The organism is Halorubrum miltondacostae (assembly GCF_041379815.1).
Classification (GTDB): Archaea; Halobacteriota; Halobacteria; order Halobacteriales; family Haloferacaceae; genus Halorubrum; species Halorubrum miltondacostae.
This window is the reverse complement of record NZ_JBEDNY010000002.1, coordinates 587,472-607,969: the sequence shown is the minus strand read 5'-3', so window position 1 is coordinate 607,969 and position 20,498 is coordinate 587,472. Positions and strand designations below refer to the sequence as shown.

At 57.6% G+C, this 20,498-nt stretch carries 19 protein-coding genes; 8 read left to right on the top strand and 11 right to left on the bottom strand.

Translation table 11 applies throughout. The annotated features are described in order from the left end of the window. The first annotated feature begins 92 nt into the window (after window positions 1–92). A complete protein-coding gene (locus ABNG04_RS08550; RefSeq protein ID WP_371161750.1) occupies window positions 93–410 on the top strand; it encodes a hypothetical protein in 318 nt (105 codons plus the stop codon). Here ABNG04_RS08550 and ABNG04_RS08545 read toward each other — a convergent pair. Next, window positions 407–844 carry an NUDIX domain-containing protein gene (locus ABNG04_RS08545; RefSeq protein ID WP_371161748.1) on the bottom strand — a complete coding sequence of 146 codons (438 nt, stop codon included), beginning with the start codon at window positions 842–844 and terminating at the stop codon, window positions 407–409. The genes ABNG04_RS08550 and ABNG04_RS08545 overlap by 4 nt on opposite strands. A 264-nt stretch (window positions 845–1,108) precedes the next feature. Here ABNG04_RS08545 and ABNG04_RS08540 point away from each other — a divergent pair, with 264 nt between their 5' ends. Further along, the gene (locus tag ABNG04_RS08540) at window positions 1,109–2,080 is read left to right on the top strand and encodes a phosphoadenosine phosphosulfate reductase family protein (RefSeq protein ID WP_371161746.1); all 972 of its coding nucleotides are present in this window, start codon (window positions 1,109–1,111) and stop codon (window positions 2,078–2,080) included. Window positions 2,081–2,213: 133 nt separating this feature from the next. On the opposite strand, the gene ABNG04_RS08535 is transcribed toward ABNG04_RS08540, so the two are convergent. Continuing rightward, window positions 2,214–3,068, bottom strand: coding sequence for a hypothetical protein (locus ABNG04_RS08535; protein ID WP_371161744.1), 855 nt, complete (start codon window positions 3,066–3,068; stop codon window positions 2,214–2,216). Window positions 3,069–3,168: 100 nt separating this feature from the next. Here ABNG04_RS08535 and ABNG04_RS08530 point away from each other — a divergent pair, with 100 nt between their 5' ends. Further along, window positions 3,169–3,720 (top strand): metal-dependent hydrolase, encoded by a 552-nt coding sequence (locus ABNG04_RS08530; RefSeq protein WP_371161742.1) that lies wholly within the window; start codon window positions 3,169–3,171, stop codon window positions 3,718–3,720. A gap of 722 nt (window positions 3,721–4,442) precedes the next feature. Continuing rightward, window positions 4,443–4,640, top strand: a complete 198-nt coding sequence (locus ABNG04_RS08525; RefSeq protein WP_371161741.1) for a hypothetical protein — start codon at window positions 4,443–4,445, stop codon at window positions 4,638–4,640. Between the two features lie 520 nt (window positions 4,641–5,160). Here the strand turns inward: ABNG04_RS08525 and ABNG04_RS08520 are convergent. After that, on the bottom strand, window positions 5,161–6,207 hold the full coding sequence (locus ABNG04_RS08520) for an RNA-guided endonuclease TnpB family protein (RefSeq protein WP_371161739.1): 1,047 nt from the start codon (window positions 6,205–6,207) through the stop codon (window positions 5,161–5,163). 808 nt (window positions 6,208–7,015) lie between these two features. On the opposite strand from ABNG04_RS08520, the gene ABNG04_RS08515 reads away from it, so the two are divergent. Further along, a complete protein-coding gene (locus tag ABNG04_RS08515) occupies window positions 7,016–8,707 on the top strand; it encodes an NAD+ synthase (protein WP_371161738.1) in 1,692 nt (563 codons plus the stop codon). 194 nt (window positions 8,708–8,901) lie between these two features. On the opposite strand, the gene ABNG04_RS08510 is transcribed toward ABNG04_RS08515, so the two are convergent. Further along, window positions 8,902–9,279, bottom strand: coding sequence for a CBS domain-containing protein (locus ABNG04_RS08510; protein ID WP_371161736.1), 378 nt, complete (start codon window positions 9,277–9,279; stop codon window positions 8,902–8,904). Window positions 9,280–9,743: 464 nt separating this feature from the next. On the opposite strand from ABNG04_RS08510, the gene tnpA reads away from it, so the two are divergent. Both tnpA and ABNG04_RS08500 read left to right on the top strand, forming a co-directional pair. Continuing rightward, complete coding sequence (tnpA, locus tag ABNG04_RS08505) at window positions 9,744–10,151, top strand: IS200/IS605 family transposase (protein ID WP_371161734.1); 408 nt, start codon at window positions 9,744–9,746, stop codon at window positions 10,149–10,151. Continuing rightward, window positions 10,151–11,392, top strand: a complete 1,242-nt coding sequence (locus ABNG04_RS08500; RefSeq protein ID WP_371161733.1) for an RNA-guided endonuclease InsQ/TnpB family protein — start codon at window positions 10,151–10,153, stop codon at window positions 11,390–11,392. The genes tnpA and ABNG04_RS08500 overlap by 1 nt, the downstream gene beginning before the upstream one ends. 125 nt (window positions 11,393–11,517) lie before the next feature. On the opposite strand, the gene ABNG04_RS08495 is transcribed toward ABNG04_RS08500, so the two are convergent. The 6 genes from ABNG04_RS08495 to ABNG04_RS08470 form a co-directional block, all read right to left on the bottom strand. Then, the gene (locus tag ABNG04_RS08495) at window positions 11,518–12,219 is read right to left on the bottom strand and encodes a sensor histidine kinase (protein WP_371161731.1); all 702 of its coding nucleotides are present in this window, start codon (window positions 12,217–12,219) and stop codon (window positions 11,518–11,520) included. 538 nt (window positions 12,220–12,757) lie between these two features. Next, a complete protein-coding gene (locus tag ABNG04_RS08490) occupies window positions 12,758–13,057 on the bottom strand; it encodes a hypothetical protein (protein WP_371161730.1) in 300 nt (99 codons plus the stop codon). Window positions 13,058–13,345: 288 nt separating this feature from the next. Beyond that, window positions 13,346–15,205 (bottom strand): response regulator, encoded by a 1,860-nt coding sequence (locus ABNG04_RS08485; RefSeq protein WP_371161728.1) that lies wholly within the window; start codon window positions 15,203–15,205, stop codon window positions 13,346–13,348. 123 nt (window positions 15,206–15,328) lie between these two features. Next, window positions 15,329–16,585 (bottom strand): DUF8073 domain-containing protein, encoded by a 1,257-nt coding sequence (locus ABNG04_RS08480; RefSeq protein ID WP_371161726.1) that lies wholly within the window; start codon window positions 16,583–16,585, stop codon window positions 15,329–15,331. A 130-nt stretch (window positions 16,586–16,715) separates the two neighbouring features. After that, complete coding sequence (locus ABNG04_RS08475; protein ID WP_371161724.1) at window positions 16,716–17,267, bottom strand: metal-dependent hydrolase; 552 nt, start codon at window positions 17,265–17,267, stop codon at window positions 16,716–16,718. A gap of 53 nt (window positions 17,268–17,320) precedes the next feature. Further along, entirely contained in the window at window positions 17,321–18,232 is a 912-nt protein-coding gene (locus tag ABNG04_RS08470) for an NAD-dependent epimerase/dehydratase family protein (protein WP_371161722.1), read from the bottom strand. A 430-nt stretch (window positions 18,233–18,662) separates the two neighbouring features. Here ABNG04_RS08470 and ABNG04_RS08465 point away from each other — a divergent pair, with 430 nt between their 5' ends. Beyond that, window positions 18,663–19,031: a response regulator transcription factor gene (locus tag ABNG04_RS08465; RefSeq protein WP_371161721.1), complete on the top strand. Its 369-nt coding sequence runs from the start codon at window positions 18,663–18,665 to the stop codon at window positions 19,029–19,031. Between the two features lie 208 nt (window positions 19,032–19,239). On the opposite strand, the gene ABNG04_RS08460 is transcribed toward ABNG04_RS08465, so the two are convergent. Beyond that, window positions 19,240–20,175: an NAD-dependent epimerase/dehydratase family protein gene (locus tag ABNG04_RS08460; RefSeq protein WP_371161719.1), complete on the bottom strand. Its 936-nt coding sequence runs from the start codon at window positions 20,173–20,175 to the stop codon at window positions 19,240–19,242. Between the last annotated feature and the right edge of the window lie 323 nt (window positions 20,176–20,498).

Here is a 20,498-nt window from a genome sequence, read left to right as displayed (position 1 = left end):
GAAGGCTGTCCGAAGTCAAGCGGAACAGGAGAATTTCTCGGAGGAATATTTATATGAACTATCCAACTAGTCCCGGAACGACGTGAGTTACCATGGAGCAAAGCAGAGACCCGCCGGCCGAGCGCAAAGAGCTTGCTGCCGAGGTCAAAGCAATTGTCGAGAGCGACACAGACACGCTCGTCGACGCGGTTTCACGGGGTGAGATCACTGCTCTAGAACTCGAGACACTGTGTAAGGAAGCGACCGACAACTCCGCCGAGATCGATGGAGGAGTACTAGAACTCGTACGGATCATTACAACGCTGTTGGCCCAGCGCAGCGAGCATTCTGACGATCCCGCGTCTTGTCGCGAGTGGCTGTGCGATGGTGTCAGAACCGCTGCGCCCGCGGAAACTTCGAGTAGGAGTTAATCTTGCGAGACTGACCGGTCTGCGGCCTGAGTGGTCAGTGGGAGGTTCGAGACCGCCTGGACGGCGGCAGTTTGCGGGTCATTCAGGACGCGCTGCGCCTCATCAGGGAGCATCCAGGCCCAGTCGACGTGCTCATCACTGAGGCTGACGTTCCGCTCGGAGGTGTAACACTTGTAATGAGCGGCAAAACGGCCCTCCTCGTCATCGTTGACCCATGCGTTCGTCGCCACAGGCGTGTGGATCTCGACTGAGATCCCTGTCTCTTCGCTGATCTCGCGACGGAGGCCCTGACGGACTGGCTCCTCGACAGCAAGCCGCCCTCCGGGCAACTCCCACTGCCCGTTCGTCGCGCATTGGAGGACGAGGTTCCGACCTCGCGGGTCGATAATGACGCCGCGAACACTCACCGTTGCGTGGAGCAGTTCGTTAGTCATTGTCAAAAGTGAAATTCAAGTAATAATAAATCTGTGGGGCAATGTGAACGCCCCGAGAGAGTGAACACAACCCCCACCTCTTCTGTAGGCAGATTGAAATCGCCAAATCGGAGTGCGTCTCGATGATACGATGCTGAGTGTGACAGCTAGTTAGGAGCCGACTACACGGTGAACACCGCCAGCTTACTCGTGAGAGATGGTCAGTCTTGGTATACCAAGTTAGAACCGAAATATCCATTAAACGACAGCAGCCTATCAGGTTATATGTCCAACGAGTTCTCGGCAAGCGTCGACGTCGACTACACTGATGGCGAAGGAGAGACCCCCGACGACTACCCGTCGATCCAGCACAAGATCGAGAAGGCGGTCGAGGTCACGCGCCGCGGTCTCGAACAGTACGATAACCCCGCGGTGATGTGGACCGGCGGGAAAGACTCCACGCTGACGCTGTACTTCATCAACCAGGTCGCCGAGGAGTACGGCTACGAGAAGCCGACCGCTGTCTTCATCGACCACTTCCAGCACTTCGACTCGATCACCGACTTCGTCGAGCACTGGGCCGACGAGTGGGCGATCGACCTTGTGTACGCCCGCAACGAGGACGTCGGCGACTACGTCGCGGAACACGGCCTCGAACCCGGCGACGACATCCCCGTCGACGCGCTCTCGGAGCACAACCAGCACCACATCCGCGAGATCCTCGAGTTCGAGGAGGACTCGTTCCCGTTCCTGCTCGACACCTACGTCGGCAACCACCTGCTGAAGACGGTCGCGCTCAACGACGCCCTCGAAGAGTACGACATCGACGGCGTCATCTCTGGCGTCCGCTGGGACGAGCAGGAGGCGCGCGCCGACGAGACGTTCTTCTCGCCGCGCCACGACCCCGACCTCTTCCCGCCGCACGACCGCATCCAGCCCATCCTCCAGTTCGCCGAGGCGGACGTGTGGGAGGCCTTCTGGAACTTCGTCGTCCCGGACACCGTCGAGGCGTTCCCCGACGAGGGGTACATCCCGCAGGCCGACGACGACCTCCCGGAGGGCGTCACCCAAGAAGACGTCCCAATCTCGCCGAAGTACTTCGCCGGGTTCCGCTCGCTCGGCAGCGAGGTCTCGACCGAGAAGACGACCGAGGAGCCCGCCTGGCTCCAGAACCTCGAGGGCACGACCGAGCGCGCCGGCCGCGCCCAGGACAAAGAGGACCTGATGGAGCGTCTGCGCGACCTCGGCTACATGTAACGCTTGGCCAGCACACCACCTTCCCCCGTCGCCAGCTGAACCACCTCGCCTCGTGGGTGCTGGTGTCGAACGGTTATGTGATCAACGCTCCCTAGTTGTTCAGGCTACCAGTCGTCGCTACAGCACTGGCATTTTACCCGGTCTCGTCATCGTCTTGTACGGATGTCTCGCGCGGCGCAAGAAGCGCGGTGATCTCGACCGGTGTGTCGACTTCATTATCGGTGTGGGACCCGGTCCATGCGAGTCGGAGCGGATGTGCGTCGGCGATGTCAAGCCGGACGCGCGCATCTCCTGGTACCGCGGCAGTGAGATCGCGCAACAGTGCGCTGTCAAACGTCGATTTGACCGTTACAGCGGCCGTCTCACCGGGGAGTTCCGAGCCGGCCCGTTCGTAAGTACTCGTCATCGCCGACGCATCGTCCGCCGACTGTGCGGTGACGCTTTCGATCCGAAACAGGTTCTGAGAACCGTCGTACTCAACGGTAACCACATTCGTCCTCGCCGCAAAGTAGCTACAGAGCTCAGTCAGCGCTTTGGCACGGTGATGGACGGTAGCTCCACCTGGCCACTGATTCAACAGTGGAACATCGTCTTCTGGCGTTGGGTCGACGGATTGTTCCTGTGTGAGGGTCGAGAGGGCCACCGACAGCGTCGACTCGCCCGCCGCGTACGTGAGTGTGACCGACTCTGTCTCGGTTGAGACCGTCTGGTCGGCAGCGATCGCCGCACGGAGAGTCGTAGGGTCGAACACGAGCCGCCCGGGTGTGACCGCGTACTGCGAGCAGGCGTCGGCAGCGAGCGTCGCCGTCACCGATCGAGTGTGTGCCGCGTCAGCCGCACGGATCACAAGATTGTCAGAGGTGACGTCAAGTACGGCTTCGCCGTCAACCATCGCTGTCGGTGCGAGAAGATCCGCGAGTCGGTCCCGGTCCAGCGTCACTCGCAAGGAAACGTCCGGCGACGCCTGTGTCGGCAGCCACGACCACATACTACAAAACCTGTCAGCTAATTAAATAAAACGCTCGGTAACATCCAACAGAGCCAGGGAGCAGGCTGGCGACGATTCTCCGGTTACTACAGGATAAGGGGTGAGAACGTTCTTCAATCTCGGCCGGGAAGACACCGACGTGTTTCCCCACGGGCACCTGCTCGTTGCCCTCTTGCCGGTGGTGGCGTACGTCGCCGTTCGCGACCGACGTCTCCCGACGCGTGCCGTGACGTTCGTGGCTGCGGTCGGTAGTCAGTTTCCGGATCTCGTGGACAAGCCGCTCGCACATCAGTTCAGTGTCCTTCCGAGCGGTCGCGTCTTCATACACTCATTACCGTTCGCAGTGCCGATCATCGCCGGCGCACTTGCGTACGGCTGGTACACCGAGCGGCCACGGATCGGCGGTGCGTTTGCGGTGGCGTACGTATCGCACGTGATCGGCGACACGTACCAGAGCCTGCTCGCAGGGCAGATTCCAGCGGACCTGCTGTGGCCGTTCGTCGCGGCGCAGCCACGTCCCGTGGTGCCGTTCTGGGCGGGCGTCGACAGAATTAACGTGCGACTCTGGACCGGGTTTTCTGTGGTTGTACTTGGGATGACTCTGGTCGTAGTGGTACGTGATATCGGCCAGCAGATCCGCAAACCAACGTGAGGATAGCGTCCATCAGTGACTCGTCGTTGTTCGGGGGGGGGGGAGCGTGTGACGGTTGCTCCCTACAGGAAAATGTTGTTTAATCTCTATTAAATCACACGTTGGAGAGACGCAGTGTGATGACAGATCGCTTGTGGATACGTGCCGTCGGATGTGGTGAAAGACAGTTCGCGCGTTTGGTCTGAACTCCGTCAAACTGAGTAGCAAGCTACGAGACCAGAAGCTGGCACAACATTCGGAAGGGGATGAATGCTGAGCCACGCTACGAACTTGACCTGCCAACCCGTATGGCAAAGCCGATGAAATCACATGTTTTCAATCACTTAACTAACGACTCCCGTTGAGTGGTCACCCGAGAAGCACCCGGGAGGCACGTGTCCTAAACAGCACGTCAGTTCGACCGCCAAGCGCAACTCACCGGACCACCACGAGAGGTCGCCGACGCCTGTTTGCGGCCCTACTCCCAGCCATCAAACTCACGAACAGGGGTTGCGAGTGCGGTGGTGGCGACAACTGACTCAGACGGTTCGTGGACAACTCGAAGTTCATCGACGGCTTGCGTCCCACCAGTCGCATACGGGACCGTAACACGGCACTGTCTCGTCGACTTTCGTCTGAATCTCGACGCGGAATTGTTGGGCCTCTGGACCCGAATCCGAGACGATCGTCGCAAGCATACCGTTTGAGTGAAATTTTATGTTAGTGTCGTTAGAAGCGCAGGTATGGCTTGGCTGGGGACACAATCAACAAGCGCTGACCGACAGTTCGCGTTCGCGTGGGTGGGAATGGGGATCATCATGTCGATGGCCGTCGCGACAATCGATGTTCTCCCGCTTCCGTTGGAGGCAGTCTATGTGTTTGCTGCCGGTGTCATTCTCCGCGAGGCGCTCGGATTGGCGTACTGGATAGTACAAAAGTGATGGAGGGAGTCAGTGTGTCTTCGTTGAAGACTCGCTTCGATGACCAACGGCGATAGTCATTGGTCAGTGAGTGCGACAAGCCATGCGATCGCCGCACCAAGACCGAAAGCGCCCGCCACGACGAGTAGTGTTGCCGGTGAGGTGCTGCCGAGTATAGCCAAGAACGGCACGGCCATGCTGACACTCGCCTTACGTGATATATAAATAAAACTATAGCGGCGACAGCAGGAGGGCAGATTTCCAGAGACTACACCGATGCCGCCTGCCGTATTGACCTCCTCCCACGTCTAAAGGGGTGGGATTCCCCGACGGGGATATTCAGGTTGCGCGTTTCCTCGGTTCTCAGGAACACTTTCGCGTGGAACGTCAGCGGTCGCTGTCCGGTTACGACCCCGGACGTGCTTTCCAGCGCATACAGCCGGGTCAAACCGGCCTTCCTCCCCGGTCACGCCGGGCGTCTGCGAAGCAGACGGTGGAGTGTTCAGTCTACGAGGTCGCACGGTTCGCCTCGCCCGAAGCGTTAGGCCGTGTATGGTTCTCCCTCCCGTTGACGGATGTTCTCGGCGGCGTTCAGGTCGGCGTGACGGCCACGGTCGCACTCAGAACACGAGAAGTAGTCGCCATCCCGTGTCCCCTCGCCACCACAGGTCGAACAGCGTTGACTCGTCTCAAACGGATCTACTTTTTCGACGCGAATCCCTACTTGCTCGGCTTTGTAGGTGACGAACTCCTGTAACTGATGGAAGTGCCACGAATGAACGCCACGCCAGTCGCTTCCCTGTCTGATCCCCTCCAAATCCTCGATCTTCAGAACAGGATTCTCGAATTGTGTGGCCCAGTCGATGAGGCGACGGGAGGCAGTGTGATTGAGATCACGAATCCGACGCTCCTCTTTGTTACCCACGTGGTTGCGTGCGCGAAGCGCACCCGCCTGTTGAAGCGATTCACGTAGGGAACGATATTTGCGTCGGACGTATTTCGCCTCACGACCGGACATCAGCATCGACTTGCCAGTTTCGGCGTCCGCAGCGAGCAGCTGGTTGTGGCCTATATCCACACCAATCACTGTCTCGTCGCCCATCTCGGCATCGTACTCGACGGTGAACGTACAGTACCAGTCGTCACCCCGGCGGTACACCTGTAGACGGGATCTGTCCACCCCACCGTCCACGAGCCGGGCAACGTCGTCGGCGATGTCGTCGTACACGTCGATCGGCGTGTACCACCACCCCGAGATACAGGGGAAGCCAACGACGAGTGTGCCGTTGTCGGTGCGGTCGATCTCCCAGTTCTGGTTATTGACCGCGAACGGCTGGCTGGCGTGATACGCTACGATGCCGTCTTTCTTATAGTCGGATTTAGCTTCGCGGATGGCCTGATTCTGGATAGCCGAGTAGAGGGCGTTGTCAATGCTGGCCGTGGTCACACTCATCCCGAACTCGCCGGTTTCCCACCCGTCGATACAGAATTGCTTGGTGTCGCGGTACAACTGGGTGGCGCGTTGCCACTCTCTGCGGCGGTCGCGGGATGGGTTGTGGAACGTCGTGGTGACGGTCGTCGTGACCACGATTACAATTGTAATGAATGTTCAGAGCGTATTAAAACGTGGGAATATCGGGCGGGCCAATACCCGGTGGTTTGCTTCGAATTTGTCGGCTGTATCCCACGGCTAAAGCCGTGGGCTTTCGCGTCGCTACCGCTGTAATGTGAATTCAGTGCCCGGTCACACAGACTGAGCGTTCTGGTCCCTGTTTCGATAATCTCGAGATTCCGAATGTTTCTAATCGGATTACAAGCTAGTCAGTTACCCACGATTAAAATCGTGGGCTTGCGTTCCGCAGGGCCAAACGGAAGCAGCAATTTAATTGCTCGTGTTCTTCGCCCGCAGATCGAGAGAGGGAGTTCCTGTCTCGCTTTGGGGTCGTCAGTCCCGAGCGTCGCGGGCCGACTGACAGACGGCCTCTTCTATGAGAGAACCCCCCCGTGGCCAATTGAGGAGCAACGGTGTTGGCGCTTTTTTGCCCTCATAGAAGTGATAATCCATATCGAAAGTAGCTACTTAATTATGTCGCCGGCCTTCCTCCCCCGACTGAAGTCGTGGGCTTCCGCCCTCGAAATCACTGTGAATGCGTGTACGACCGTCGATGCCGCAACATTCGTCTCGATACACTGCCGTAATGTGACTTGGCTTCACGACGGTAAGAAACGCGGCAGTTCTGGTTCCCTCACACAGGGTGTCAGAGAGTGAACTGCGGTCACAAACGCCCGGTGACCTGAGATGGTTCCTCCGTAAAAAGACAGTCCGAGTGTTTCGATCATGTTTTGAAGTATGTTCAGCACATAGCGTTGAGTGGTAACAACATTGCCTCAAAAAAATGAATGCTGAACTTACTACCGGTGTTATCCAACATAACCCAGTCGTCGGAGGGGTGGCCTCTAACGCTGCGCGCATCGCCGATGAATATGCTGTCCTTCGAGAGGCGGGAGCTGATCTTGTCGTTACACCAGAACTCTCGCTGATCGGGTATCCTCCCCGTGATTTGCTCCACCGACCAGCAGTTCTGGACGCACAGGAGTCAGCGCTGGATAGATTAGCGTCACAGACGAGCGACGGGCCCCCGCTGATCGTGGGCGCGGCAACGAGAACCGAACGCGACACTGGTCCACCACTCTACAACGCCGCAGTGGTGCTGCGCGATGGAACACAGAGTGAGGCGTACCACAAGCGACTGCTGCCGACTTACGACGTGTTCGACGAACATCGGTACTTCCGACCTGGCAGTGAGCCGCTCGTTGTCGATGTTGCTGGGACGGATGTAGGCGTGACAATCTGTGAAGATGCGTGGCAGGATGTCATAGTGACTGGCACACAACGGCATGAGGAGAGACCCCTAATGGACACAGCCGCGGCTGGGGCTGATCTCATTTTGACGCTCTCGGCGAGTCCGTTCAGCTTAAATAAGCCCGCTCGACGTGAAAGTCGTTTTCTGGCTCATGCGGCGCAAACGACCTGCCCGGTCGTATTCGTGAATCAAGTTGGCGGCAACGACGAACTGATCTTCGATGGACACTCTCTCGTTGCGACAAAGCAGGGGTTACAGACCCAGTGTGCTGGGTTCGAGTCCGCGACCGATATTGTAGACGTGTCGCTCAGCCACCAGCCAGGCGATCAACCGTCGAACAGGGAGCCGAATGCCTCTCAAGCCAGTGAGGCACTCGCTCTTGGCCTGCGGGACTACTTCGATAAAACCGGGTTCGAAGAGGCGGTTATTGGCCTATCGGGGGGGATTGACTCGTCGGTGGCCGCTGCGCTCGCTGTGGACGCACTCGGAGCGGACAACGTCTACGGGGTTTCACTTCCAAGCGAAGTGACGAGCCAACAGAGCGTCACTGACGCGGAAGCAGTCGCGACAAATTTGGGAATCGAGTTTGACGTGGTGCCGATTGGACCGACAGTGGAGGCCCTCTCGGAGACACTTGCGGAAAACACGACATCGCTCACTGGTGTCGCAGCGGAGAACGTCCAAGCGCGGATCCGTGGAGACGTCCTCATGGGGATCGCAAACCAGCGAAACGCGCTCGTCCTCACGCCCGATAACAAAAGCGAAGCCGCGGTCGGTTACTGTACGTTATACGGTGACGCGGTGGGTGCGCTTGCTCCACTCGGAGACTGTTATAAGCGACTGGTGTATGAACTGGCTGGGGTGTACAACGAGTCACTCAGCGCTTCATCGGCATCGTCACCAGTGATTCCGGTGTCGGTGATAGAGAAGGAGCCAACAGCCGAACTACGTGCCGGACAGACTGACGAACAAGAGCTACCCGCCTATGACGTCCTCGACGCGATCCTAGAACAGTATGTCGAGCAGGATGGAGATCTAAGTTCGATTCGCGAGGCCCATCCGGACCACGTCATTGATGACGTGCTCAGGCGAGTCGCGTCTGCCGAGTTCAAACGGCGACAGACGCCGCCACCGCTTCGGGTCACACAAAAGTCACTCGGTCGGGGGTGGAACTACCCCGTCGCTGCGGTGTACGAACACATATTCAATCTTGAGTGGGCGTGACCGGCAGAAGCAGTCGCAGGTTCACTCACCCAAACAGGCGCAGTCGCGTTCGACAATATCTGAATACAATCGCCTAGACAGCGAAGCGAAGCGCAAGGATTCCTCTGCGTCGTCGAGATACATGACGAAGGTTGACCGGCAGACACTGTCCCGGCTCGCAGTTAAAAAAGGGGTGAGAACATACCTTCTCGCAGTCAGTCGGTGCCACTACTCTGCATATAGGTCAACTGCGCCGTGAGATCGGTAGCCGAGAGCATACCGATGATCTCACCATCGCTATTTTCGACGGGGAGGTGTTGGATGTCGTCTCGCATCATGGTGACCGCCGCGTCATGGAGCGTCGCTGCTGCGGAGACCGTCAAAACCTCCGTCGTCATATACTCGCTAACAGCGGCAGTGTGGAGCGGGTGGTCTGCTGTGACACCTTCGACAAAATCAGTGCTTGTCAACACTCCCGCGATTTTGTCTTCATCCGTGAGGACGATCAGAGACCCGACATCCTCCTGTAGTAGGATGTTCGCAGCCGTTTCCATACCGGTGTCAGGGGTGACCGTCAGCAAGTCTGTGCTCATTAAATTCTCAACCGGTGTGTTTGCTACACTCATACTGAATCAGGAAGCGACGCATATGTATTATAATTACGCTCGTTCTATTCCGAACCACAAGCTGTACGCAATATAGCCGCAGTCATGAGTTCTCGAGAGGGGTTTTATTAGAACTTCGTGGATCAAGCCAACCGAGTGCGTCGAATGTTCCATCACCCCCAGTCTGACGGCCTACTCGGACAGATCGACGAGGTGGAAGGACACAGGGCGAGTCGTGCCACCGTATCGGCGCTCGTTTCAGGCGACAAGAGTTGAGGTTAGCTGGATATAGGCGCTAAGCCCGCACCCTCAACGGAGCGACCGAAGGGAGCGGAGTAGGGTGGGGATACAGCGCCGTCATCATCTGTTCATACAGCGATACGGTTACAGGCCCACAGGCCAACGTAGTCGCAACGTTTTTGCATTGGGGTGTCGTACAATAGGTGAACCTAATGGAGTATGACCTCGACTCGGGAGCGCATTCGACGTTCTCCCTACACTACCACCTGATACTCACCACGAAGTATCGGCGCGGAGTGCTAACCGAGGAGCGAACCCAATTCATTCGCGGGGTCATCAGCGGGTTCACGGACAATTACGGGGTTGAATTAACGAACCTCGACGGAGAGGACGACCACGTTCACATCCTGTTCCGAGCGAAACCTACCACAGACCTCGTGAAGTTCATCAATACGGTCAAGGGCGCTACCGCCCGCCGTATCCGTAACGAGTACGCGGACGAACTGAAGACCGACCTGTGGGGCGACTCGTTCTGGAACGACTCGTACTGCCTCATCTCAACGGGGCAGGTGTCGCTGGATGTGCTGAAACAGTACGTCGAAGACCAGCGGGAGAGCTGATGTACTACGCCTACAAGTACCGACTCAAGCCGTCCAACGCCCACCGCGAGGAGTTGGACCGGCACCGAGACATTTGTCGGCAACTCTACAACCATACGCTCTACCGCCTCAACAAGTACCAAGACGAACACGGTGAACTGCCGTCTATGACCACCCTGCGGTCGGAGCTACCCGACCTCAAGAAGTGGTGGGACGACCTCTCGGACGTGTACTCGAAGGTGCTCCAAACCGTTGTGGAACGGCTGTTCGACAATCTTAAAGGCCTCTCTAAACTCAAGGAGAACGGCTACCGTGTCGGTCAATTCAAGTGGAAGCCGCCACGGGGGTTCCGCAGTTTCACGTACAGTCAGTCTGGCTTCAAGCTCGACAAGAAGGGCGGTCAGACTGTGCTGTCACTCTCGAAACTCGGAGACATACCGATTCGGCTCCACCGCGCCATCCCCGACGACGCGACGATTAAACAGGTCACGGTTAAGAAGGAACCGACGGGCGAGTGGTTCGCCACGTTCGGCGTCGAAATGGACCGAGAACCGCCCGAGCCGCCTGAGAATCCCGAACAGTGCGTCGGCATCGACGTGGGAATTCTCAAGTACGCCCACGACACCGACGGGACGGCAGTCGGGTCTCTCGACCTCTCGGACGAACGGGAGCGACTTGAACGCGAACAACGGTCGCTCTCACGGAAGGAACACGGGTCGAACAACTACGAGAAGCAACGGCAACGGGTCGCGGAGTGTCACGCCGACCTGAAACGGAAGCGCCGCGACTTCCTACACAAGCTCTCGAACTACTACGCTCGGGAGTACGATCTTGTGGCGGTCGAAGACCTGAACGTGACGGGGATGCTTGAATCACCGTCGAACAGCCGCAACACGGCGTCGGCGGCGTGGCGAACGTTCCTCTCGTTGCTCGAATACAAGTGCGAGCGCGAAGGGACCCACTTCGTCGCGGTGAACCCGAGAGGGACGACCAAAGAGTGCGCGTCGTGCGGCGTTTCGACCGACAAGCCGCTGTGGGTCCGTGAACACTCCTGTCCCGCCTGCGGGTTTGAGGCGGACAGGGACGCAAACGCGGCGTGGAACATCCTTTCTCGCGGCCTCGAAGATGTAGGAGTGGGACACTCCGAACGAACGCCTGTGGAGACTGCGCTCCCTGTGGACACCTCGGTGTCTGCAAAGCGCGTCGTTGAATCAGGAAGCCCTACCCTCAAGGAGCGAACGGCGTCAGCCGTGAGCGAGTAGGGTAGGGTAGTTCACTCCGCAGTTGCCAGTGGGAGCTGAATCGTAATCTCGGTGCCGACCGGCTCGCGGTCATCGACGCGAGTCGTCCCGCCAGAACTGGTGATCGTCCAGTAGACGAGCCACAGTCACAGTCCGCTCCCGTGCGAGAGCGTCTCAATAGCACCACCTGATTCAAGTACGTTCTTGTCGAACTCCGGAATACCGGGGCCGGTGTCTCGGACAGTGATCCTTCCCCATGGCTCGTCAACAGTGAGTTCAACATCCACCTCTGGGGTGTCATCGTCGTTGTGGACCACAGCATTGGTCAGCAGTTCTTCAACGGTAGAATCGATCGATTCAGTCGTCGAGACGACGAGGTGTCTCGGACCCGTCACGTCGATAGTTGCGTTAGGCCACTGGGCAGCGGTCTCTTCCGCAAGAGTCTGGACTAACTGTCCGATATCTTCCGGGGCCGGTTCGTGTGGATCGCTGAGACCGGTGGTGATTTTTCGGGACTTCTCGCTCGTTGTTAGGAGCACGTTAGCTCGCTCGACGATGACATCGGCAGCCGTCCGGAACTCGCCGTCGAGTTCGGATTTGAGTTGTTTTCCCTGGCCACGGAGCACGTTCACGTCGTTTCGGATGTTGTGTCGCAGACTGTTATCGAATACCCGAAGTTGCCGATTCCGATCCTCGAGATCCGTTACGTCCCGGCAGATCGCTAGTGTCCCCACGAACTCGTCATCTTCGTAGTAAGGGAAGCGGGTCGTGTAAAAGACCGGTTCTTTATTGGTGTACTTGAACGTCGGCTCGACGCTGTATTCGACCGGCTGCTGGGTTTCGAGCACGCGCTGCTTCTGCCGGGCGATTTCTGTGGCAGTCTCCGCATCCTTGACATTCTCCTCCGGCTAAAGCCGGAGGAATCCCGAGCGTTGGGATAATAATTTCCTGATAAAACGGCAGATCACGGTGTCGAGTCTGTCCGACAGCAGGTGCTCGCGCCCGTCGAGTGGCGCCGCGAACCACGGTGTCGTATCGGACGAAGGTCTCACACCGTTTCGTGCGAGGGTAGTGAGTATGAGACGGTGAGCGCGCATCGATCGCCGCCTGAGAGAGCCTACACGCCCAGGTGGTGCGTTCCGTTTGGCGCTCTCTGCTGTGCCTGACATCGCCGGCGAGGGTCGTATCGGGGAGACAGTCAGTAACTCAGTTCAACCGGCAACTGGGAGCCACTCACCAGTATCGGCACTCCACAGGTAGGGTCATAAGCGAATAGATTAGTTGTAAATAGTCCCCGCTCTGCTCGCTCCGCTCGCTCTCTGAGACCTGAGTCTCGTATTGAATGGCGGTAAAATGGTCACTCGGTAGGCCGGAGTTGACCGTGTCTCACAAGACAAACACGGCGCACACACTACCGATATCCGCGACACCAACGACAGCCCCGATCAGCTGGACCAGCTCGTCAGTCCCGAGGGCTCCAATGTCGAACGCACCGACTCCGCCGTCACCCTCGCGCCACAGTACGAATTGAAAAAGCACGAACCCACCAACTACCCACACCGCCCCCGCGGCCAAGCGGGATCTACGCATCACTCGGAAAAACACCGGGAACGAGACAGCGATCGCGGTCATCACGACAGCGTAGGTGATGAGCGTCGAGGTCATCGCAGCATCCGGGAGCGTCAACAAACCGCGAGTCCAGAGGAATACAAAACAGCCGCACATCACGAACACGAGGCCCCAGAGACAGGCCCCTAGCGTACGGAGGTGGAGGTCATACAGACTAGCTGAATCACCTTGTGGCTCCGTTGGACCCCAAGGGTCACTCATTCAACACAAGTCATAGTGATTAACCAATATATAATTTCGGTTTGTCGAAACTAATAGGAGAGCAGACGAGACATCAGTTCGTGTCCCGCTGCGGAGAGTTCTCTTACACAGGATTCGCCTTCCGAGACGCCCCCACAGGCAGATTCACGAGGAGTTACTCAGAATGACCGTCTCAACGCCAGTGATCTCAAGCCGTGTCCCACCGGCCTCGCTGTCACACACCGCAATGTTCCAGTCGTGCGTCTGTACAATCTGCGAAACGATTGCCAGCCCGAGCCCAGTTCCACTGGCAGCCGTCGAATACCCGGTTGTGAAAATTACATCGCGTTCGTCCTCCGGAATTCCCGGGCCCGTATCCGCGATGTAGAATCCAGCATCCATCGCCCCGACAGTCACTGAGACCGACCCGTTGCTGTGTTCAATCGCGTTTCGAAACACGTTCTCAAACAATCGTTTGAGCTGACTCGGGGCTGCAGAGACAGTCATCTCGCAGGTAGCCGACAGCGTTGCGTTCGGTGTATTCACGCTCTGCCATCCCTGCTTAGCGGCGCGATTGACCGAAACAGGCTCCATTGTAACCTCCGCATCATCGTTTCGGGCAAGCATGAGGACGTTATCGATTAGCTCTTCCATGCGGTGGTGTGCGTGAGCGATCTTGTCGAGATGCTCGCTATTACACTCGTCGCTGAGGAGCTCAACATGTCCCGCTGCCACAGTAAGTGGATTCCGGAGGTCATGGCTGAGCATACTCGTGAATCGGTCAAACCGCACCGTCTGTTGTTCGAGCTGCCGTTCCCGTTGTAACCGACTGAGTGCGCTGTCTGTGTGCCGAATGAGTAACTCCGTGAGCTCGTGGTCGGTCTTATTGAAACTGTTACGCGTCGTCGCCACCGCTTGAAACACACCGTGGTCGCCGATGGGTACACTTATTGCCGATTTATACGGCCCCTGTGGGTTGGCCTCCGGGACTGTCTCAAGATCATCGAACACGTACGATTCGCCTGTGCGGTAGGTTTTTCCAAGGATACCTTCAGAGACCGACATTGCTACTAACCCGTCCGGAGGGACTTCCTCGGAGACCGCTTGTGGTTTAATCACGTCACCGTCTGTGAGCCCGACGACGCTCAGATCGAACGAAAGGATCTCTTTGCTAGCAGTAATCGTGCGGTCACACACCTCACTGACGGTTTCGCTCTGTGCCAACTCCTCGGCGACGTCATGGAGCGCACTGAGTTTCTCTTCACGCCGTTTGCGATCGGTGATATCAGTGTAGATGATGAACCCGCCTGAGCGATCGTCAAACGGAGCCGCCTGAAGAAGGAACTCTCGCGGGCCGGTGTCTGTCTGTCGGGTGACTTCGCGTGCCTCAGGTTGTCGGCTATTACAGAACTGGGAGTTGATCTGTGAGGCAGTCTCTTCGTCATGCTCGGGAACGATTGCCGCGTCAAGTGACTCGCCACCAATCTCTGTGGCGGCGTAGCCAAACACTTCTTCAAACGCAACGTTGACACTCTGAACGATCGGCTCTCCGGCATCGTAGTCGATCTCGACTGCCGGCTGAGACAGTTCATTAAATAGAGACTGGAACCGCTGTCGCTCTGTGTTGACCCGCTGTTCTGCTTCATGTTGTGTCACGACGTTCAGGATCCGGTTCGCTAGGAGCGTGTACTGTTCGACGTTCGTCTCTTTCTGTAGGTAGTCGGTGACGCCAGCAGAGATGGCTTCACTCGCGATCTCCTCGCTGCCCTTGCCAGTAAACAGGATAAACGGGAGGTTCGGGTACTCCGCACGCACCGTGTTGAGAAGTTCAATGCCGTTCATCTCGGGCATCTCATAGTCAGACACCACGCAGTCGGTGGTCGCTGTTATCTGGTCTAGTGCGTCCGAGATTGTCGTTGCTGTCGTCACTGTAAGCCGGTCATCCTGCCGTTCAAGATACGTCGCCGCCAACTCTACGATTTCGGGATCGTCGTCAACGTGCACGACTGACGTATCTGTTAGCATATCGGCTTGTGTTCCATCTAGAGCTATAGTATTTGTGAATGAACTAACAAATTCAGGTGGCCTATCAGCGGAGTGCGAGAGATACCCTGTCGAGCTCGCCGAAGCCGACAGTGCCGGGGGTCGTCAGGCCGCTCGGTCGCTGACCTCGGCTAGCCGCGAGAGTACTTCCTGCTCGCTAGGTGGGTCTGAACCCTGTGTAATCCGGCCGGTCACGAGGTCAATCAGGCCGTACTGTCGTAAGATTGTGCGGGCTTGATCATCAGTCACGCCCAGTCCACGCCGCACCTCATACACCGTCCGCGAGTCGGTGAGCACAGCGACGAGCTCGGATGCCGACACGCCGTCCGGGAGCTCAATCGGCTCAACCGCAGAGAGCGTCGGCTGGGTTCCGCCATCAGTCGCCGTCGACGTGGACGTTGGGCTGTCGCGAGCAGACTCATCCGATGGGCCGGTGACAGTATCGTCCGTCTTGTCCTCTGTGGGCATAGACGCCGTGGTGTCACCGGTGGCCGGTTCTGTTGACTCGTCGGCCGTGTCGGGCTGTTTGAGTGTCTGCGTCTCGGGACCGTCACTCGTCGTGGTCTCACCGGTGTCTTCCGCCTCGATGTCAACAGGTGCTCCTCCAGTGGACGCTGTTTCGGATGACGCCGGCGTTGTTGAGGTTGGTTGCGACACTGTCTCTTCGTGCGCTGTCGTCTCCGCGTCGGGCTCGTCGTCGGTCCCTTCGTTCGTCACCTCTGGGGCGTCCGTCGCTGCGAGCGTATCGCTGGCCTGTGATGTCGGCTCGTGGACATCGTGTTCGATCATGTATCGCCGGACCGTCTGTGGCGTGACATCCACCCCGAGCGCGTCCGTCATTTCGGCGAACGTCGCATCCGGATCGTACACCGCCGCAAGGCGGTCGGGATCGCGATACGGCGGGAGATCATCGTCCGCAGACACGTCGCTGCCAGTGGCGGCCGCATCGTTCGTTGATTCGACAGTCTCGTCTACCGGAGATGTCGAGTCATCCTTATTTGGCGAGTGTTCACTGGCTGGCGACTGATCGGCGGCAACCGTCTGTGCGGAATTATTTCTGTCGGTGGAGTCAGACCTCGTAGCCGCCAGACTCGTCGTTTCGTCGCTCGTCGTCTTTGAGGGATCGGTGACAACATCGAGTTCGAGCTGGAGCGTGCCGTCGACGAGCGTTGCGGCGACGAGGTCGAACTCACACGGCGACTCGACACCGGTGGAGACAATCGGGAGCGAGATGTGGACTGTGCCGCGTCCTGTGTCGTTGTCGGCGGCGGCACGTAGATCGGTGATCTCGTTGCCGGCAGCCTCGATCGCAGCAGCGACAGTCGCGACCGTATCCAGTCTGTCGCTGGGTGTCTGTCCCATGGTAGCATGGAAGTATTAACTCACACAAGTATCTTTTGTAGCAATATTTTTCATGACAGTCAGTGATCTCGCTGACGCATAGTGGAGCAGACCAACCCGTGCCAGAGGGAGGAAACAAAGTCGTTTACGCCTAGGAGAGGTGCTCTCGTACTCGAACCCCGGCAAAGACTGCGATAGCCAAGAGGATGAGATTCAACTGGGGATGTGATCCCATGCTCTGATAGATCTCGAGGAGTCGAATCCACGGCGCGATGTCGTCACTTGGCGATTCAGGGACGGGAAACACCGGATAGACGAGAAAGCGCGCAGCCCACAGGTCGCCCACAAGCAGGAACTGGTAGGAGTCGCCGAACAGGTGACTCGCATAGCCAATCACGAATGCCACCGGCGTGACGGTCCGGAACCGTTCAGCGAGCGTTACAGGTTCCCAGCGCCCTCGGAGACGGAGAGCGAGCCACCAGACTGCGAACGAACAGAACACGAACGTAAACACCGAGTGCGCAAGTGAGCGGCCGTAGGTGAGTACGCCAAAGTACGCCAGTGGCTTGTCGATGAGATCTGGAAACTGGCTGCCGAACGCAAGCGGCACGAGTGCGAGGCGGGCGGGAAGCTGATGCGTGCGAACCGCCGCAACAAAGGCGTACCAGAGATACGCAACGGCGAGGTGTCCAAGCGGTAACACAAAAAGAGATGGGGTGTGGAGTCGGTTAGTATCTTTAGGCGGAACGCGGTTGGCTATTGATACGGTTCACAGACTCGTGAAACGCCCTTTTCGAAGCTGATTGTTGGCTCCCACCCAGTAGCATTGTGAAGCTTCGAGTAGTCCGCCATCGTGTCGTGGACGTACTCGTCGAGGGGGTTCTCGATGTATTTGGGCTCGACATCGGTCCCGAGTTCGTCGTTGATGAGTTCGATCATCCGATTAAACGAGTAGCTCTCCTCGGTGCCGACGTTGTAGATCCCCTGAAGTTGGTGATCAGCGGCGAGTTCGCAGGCGCGAACGACATCGTCGACATGAGTGAAATCGCGGGTTTGGGTCCCGTCGCCGAATAGTTCGGGTTGGTCGCCGTTAGCGATTTTATCAGTGAACTGCGCGACTGTGTTCGCAAACTCGCCTTTGTGTTCTTCTGCGCCGCCGAAGCCCTGGTACACCGAAAAAAACCGCATCCCAGCTAGCGTCATGTCGTGGAAGTTGTGGAAGTATTCCGCGTAGCGTTCTCTGGCGAGTTTGGAGGCCTCATAGCCGGTGCGGGCTTCGACGTCCATTGTCTCGGGGGAGGGTTCGGTCCGGTTGCCGTAGATCGAAGAGGTAGTCGCATACACCACGGTGTCACACCCATCCTGACGCGCTTGCTCGATCGTGTTTACGAATCCCTCGACGTTGACGCGGGCGCCCTCAGCGGGATTCTCTTCGTGCATCTTGTACGACGAGAGCGCTGCGAGGTGAAACACTACATCCACGTCGGTGGGAAGGTCGTCGTCGACGACCGAAGTGTTGACGAACTCGACATCGGCAGCGAGGTTGTCCGGCGTGCCGAGATAGCAATCGTCGACAGCCGTTACCTCGTTGTCCGCGGCAAGGTGGTTTGCGAGGTTCGAGCCAATGAATCCAGCTCCGCCCGTGACGAGCACGCGCTGATTCTCCATACTCCGTCCTGTACGATGTTCCCGTGAAAACGTTACGGTACTGAAACGAGTGACTTCCACAGGGTTTCGCCTGCCTACAAAACCCAAGGTAGCCTGTGTCGTAAAGTAGCACTGCGACGCCGCTTCGTCGTTTTGCGTCCACTGTCGCTAGCGACCTCTTCGAAGCCCGATTGAAGCGGCGTCAATCAGGACGTTACCGTCGATGCTCGTGTTGCTGTTTGCGGCAGCGATCGCATTTGGATGCCGCGGAGAGTCCACGTGGAATCCGCCGCCCACACTCACACCGAGGTCCATCAGAGGTCTCTCCCATACGATATTGATGGATTCACCCCTGTATAATTCTTTCTCAGCAGTTGGATTCATGACAGCTTGAGCTCCAAAAATGTCAAACGGGCAAAAGTATTTCAAATTGGACTAATTAGTTTGGCATATGACTGGTGAGAAGACGATCCTTCTTGTTGAGGACAACGATGATCTTGCAGCCCTCTACCAGCACTATCTCATTGATAATTATCGGGTGCGCTTGGCCCAGACTGGACGAGAGGCGATTCGAAAGGCGACACCTGCTATCGATCTTATAATCCTTGATTACAAGTTGCCGGACCTGCCCGGCACCGATGTTCACGATCAACTCCGTGCCAATGGCACGATGACTCCAATCGTGATGATCTCCGGCACCGATGCGGCGTTACTCCCTGATCGTACGGATTCTGCTATGTGGCTGAATAAGCCGCTGTTCAAGGAAGATTTAGAAGAGGCAGTTAGAGAAGTACTGCCTGAGAAGAACCTCAGCTGCTGACCACCTGTACACCGATGGCGGGGCAAAATCTACCGAATTTAGCCATGTAGTTGCCGGCTTGGACTGCTATGCTACCGCGGGTTAGACGGATTATCCTCCGTTGTGATCCGTGCGCCCTGAAACGTGACAGCCGATCCGGGTCGCCTCACCACGCGTCGTCAGTCACGTGCCGATGTGCGGATCGGCGTTTATCATATCGTGAGCCGTGTTAGTCGACAATCTCGGCGATCAGATCTTGGGCCCCCTGCCGGACAGCTTCATCGCTGGAGAGGGACGGTTCCCAGCCAAGTGCGGCGAGTTTGTCAATCGACAGCCGCATCTTTGGCACATCACCGGTCCAGCCGCGGTCCCCACCGGTGTAGGTGTATTCGGGTGCCACTCCGAGCTCGTCGCTGACGATGTCTGCGATATCGGTGACTGATGTCGTCGTTTTTGTACCCAGATTGTAGATGTTGAGCGGCTCGTCCGCGTGTTCGACGACGTATTTCATTGCGGAGACGCACTCGGAGACGTACATGTACGATTTCTCTTGGCGACCATCGCCGAGAATTTCGAGCTCACTGGAGTCGGCGGTGAGTTTCTCGATGAAATCAGGGACGACGTTTCCGCGCTGGTAGGGTCCAACGATGTTGGCGAACCGGAACACCCACGACTGGATGCCGTACGAGTGTGCGTACGTGGAGATGAGCGCTTCGTCGGCGAGTTTTGAGGAGCCGTAAATGGAGATGGGTTCTAGTGGGGCGTAGTCTTCAGGCGTTGGGCGCGGGGCTTCGCCGTATACCGTTGACGAGGAAGTGAACGCGAAGCGGTCGACACCGGCGTCGCGCATCGCTTCGAGGAGATTGTACGTCATCTCGGTGTTTTCCTCAAACAGCTTCCGGCCGTCGTCGAAGTTCGTGTCCGTGTATGCGGCGAGGTGGAACACCATGTCGAGATCAGACGTGACGAGTTCATCGACGTTATCGCGCTCCGTTAGATCCGCGTTAGTGAACGTGACGGCGTCAGGTACTCGCTCGCGCTCGCCTTTCGAGAGATCATCAGCGACGTGGACGGTGGCGCCCGCTTCCGAGAGTGTGGCTGCAAGGTGACTTCCGACAAGCCCTGCGCCACCCGTGACGAGGACGGTGGCCGTTGAAAGGTCCATACGTGCCCATAAGGGGCAAGCGTCATGTAGATTTGGAAACAAAATTACCTCGGCAACAGATTCAATAGAGCCAGACAACAGATCAGCGGGTTGGACTACTAATCCAAGTACAACAGAGACTCGCGAGAGCGTGCGCGAGACGGCTGTCGACCGCGACACGGCAATGAGCCACAAGAGAGCTCCCGCCCCACTGGTTCCGCTGTTAGCACACACAACTAGTGAGTGGGTACACTGGATCAGTTCATGACGAGGGCGAGAGGGCGTACACTTGCCGAAACAGTGCTTCCCATGATATGAGTACCCCCACCCCACTGGTTCCGCTG

What these genes read in the sequence shown, in the direction of transcription:
- tnpA (WP_371161734.1), top strand. Translation starts at nt 9,744, where the DNA reads ATGGAGTATGACCTCGACTCGGGAGCGCATTCGACGTTCTCCCTACAC.
- ABNG04_RS08510 (WP_371161736.1), bottom strand. Translation starts at nt 9,279, where the DNA reads ATGAGCACAGACTTGCTGACGGTCACCCCTGACACCGGTATGGAAACG.
- ABNG04_RS08515 (WP_371161738.1), top strand. Translation starts at nt 7,016, where the DNA reads ATGAATGCTGAACTTACTACCGGTGTTATCCAACATAACCCAGTCGTC.
- ABNG04_RS08525 (WP_371161741.1), top strand. Translation starts at nt 4,443, where the DNA reads ATGGCTTGGCTGGGGACACAATCAACAAGCGCTGACCGACAGTTCGCG.
- ABNG04_RS08535 (WP_371161744.1), bottom strand. Translation starts at nt 3,068, where the DNA reads ATGTGGTCGTGGCTGCCGACACAGGCGTCGCCGGACGTTTCCTTGCGA.
- ABNG04_RS08460 (WP_371161719.1), bottom strand. Translation starts at nt 20,175, where the DNA reads ATGGACCTTTCAACGGCCACCGTCCTCGTCACGGGTGGCGCAGGGCTT.
- ABNG04_RS08550 (WP_371161750.1), top strand. Translation starts at nt 93, where the DNA reads ATGGAGCAAAGCAGAGACCCGCCGGCCGAGCGCAAAGAGCTTGCTGCC.
- ABNG04_RS08465 (WP_371161721.1), top strand. Translation starts at nt 18,663, where the DNA reads ATGACTGGTGAGAAGACGATCCTTCTTGTTGAGGACAACGATGATCTT.
- ABNG04_RS08480 (WP_371161726.1), bottom strand. Translation starts at nt 16,585, where the DNA reads ATGGGACAGACACCCAGCGACAGACTGGATACGGTCGCGACTGTCGCT.
- ABNG04_RS08540 (WP_371161746.1), top strand. Translation starts at nt 1,109, where the DNA reads ATGTCCAACGAGTTCTCGGCAAGCGTCGACGTCGACTACACTGATGGC.
- ABNG04_RS08485 (WP_371161728.1), bottom strand. Translation starts at nt 15,205, where the DNA reads ATGCTAACAGATACGTCAGTCGTGCACGTTGACGACGATCCCGAAATC.
- ABNG04_RS08470 (WP_371161722.1), bottom strand. Translation starts at nt 18,232, where the DNA reads ATGGAGAATCAGCGCGTGCTCGTCACGGGCGGAGCTGGATTCATTGGC.
- ABNG04_RS08500 (WP_371161733.1), top strand. Translation starts at nt 10,151, where the DNA reads ATGTACTACGCCTACAAGTACCGACTCAAGCCGTCCAACGCCCACCGC.
- ABNG04_RS08545 (WP_371161748.1), bottom strand. Translation starts at nt 844, where the DNA reads ATGACTAACGAACTGCTCCACGCAACGGTGAGTGTTCGCGGCGTCATT.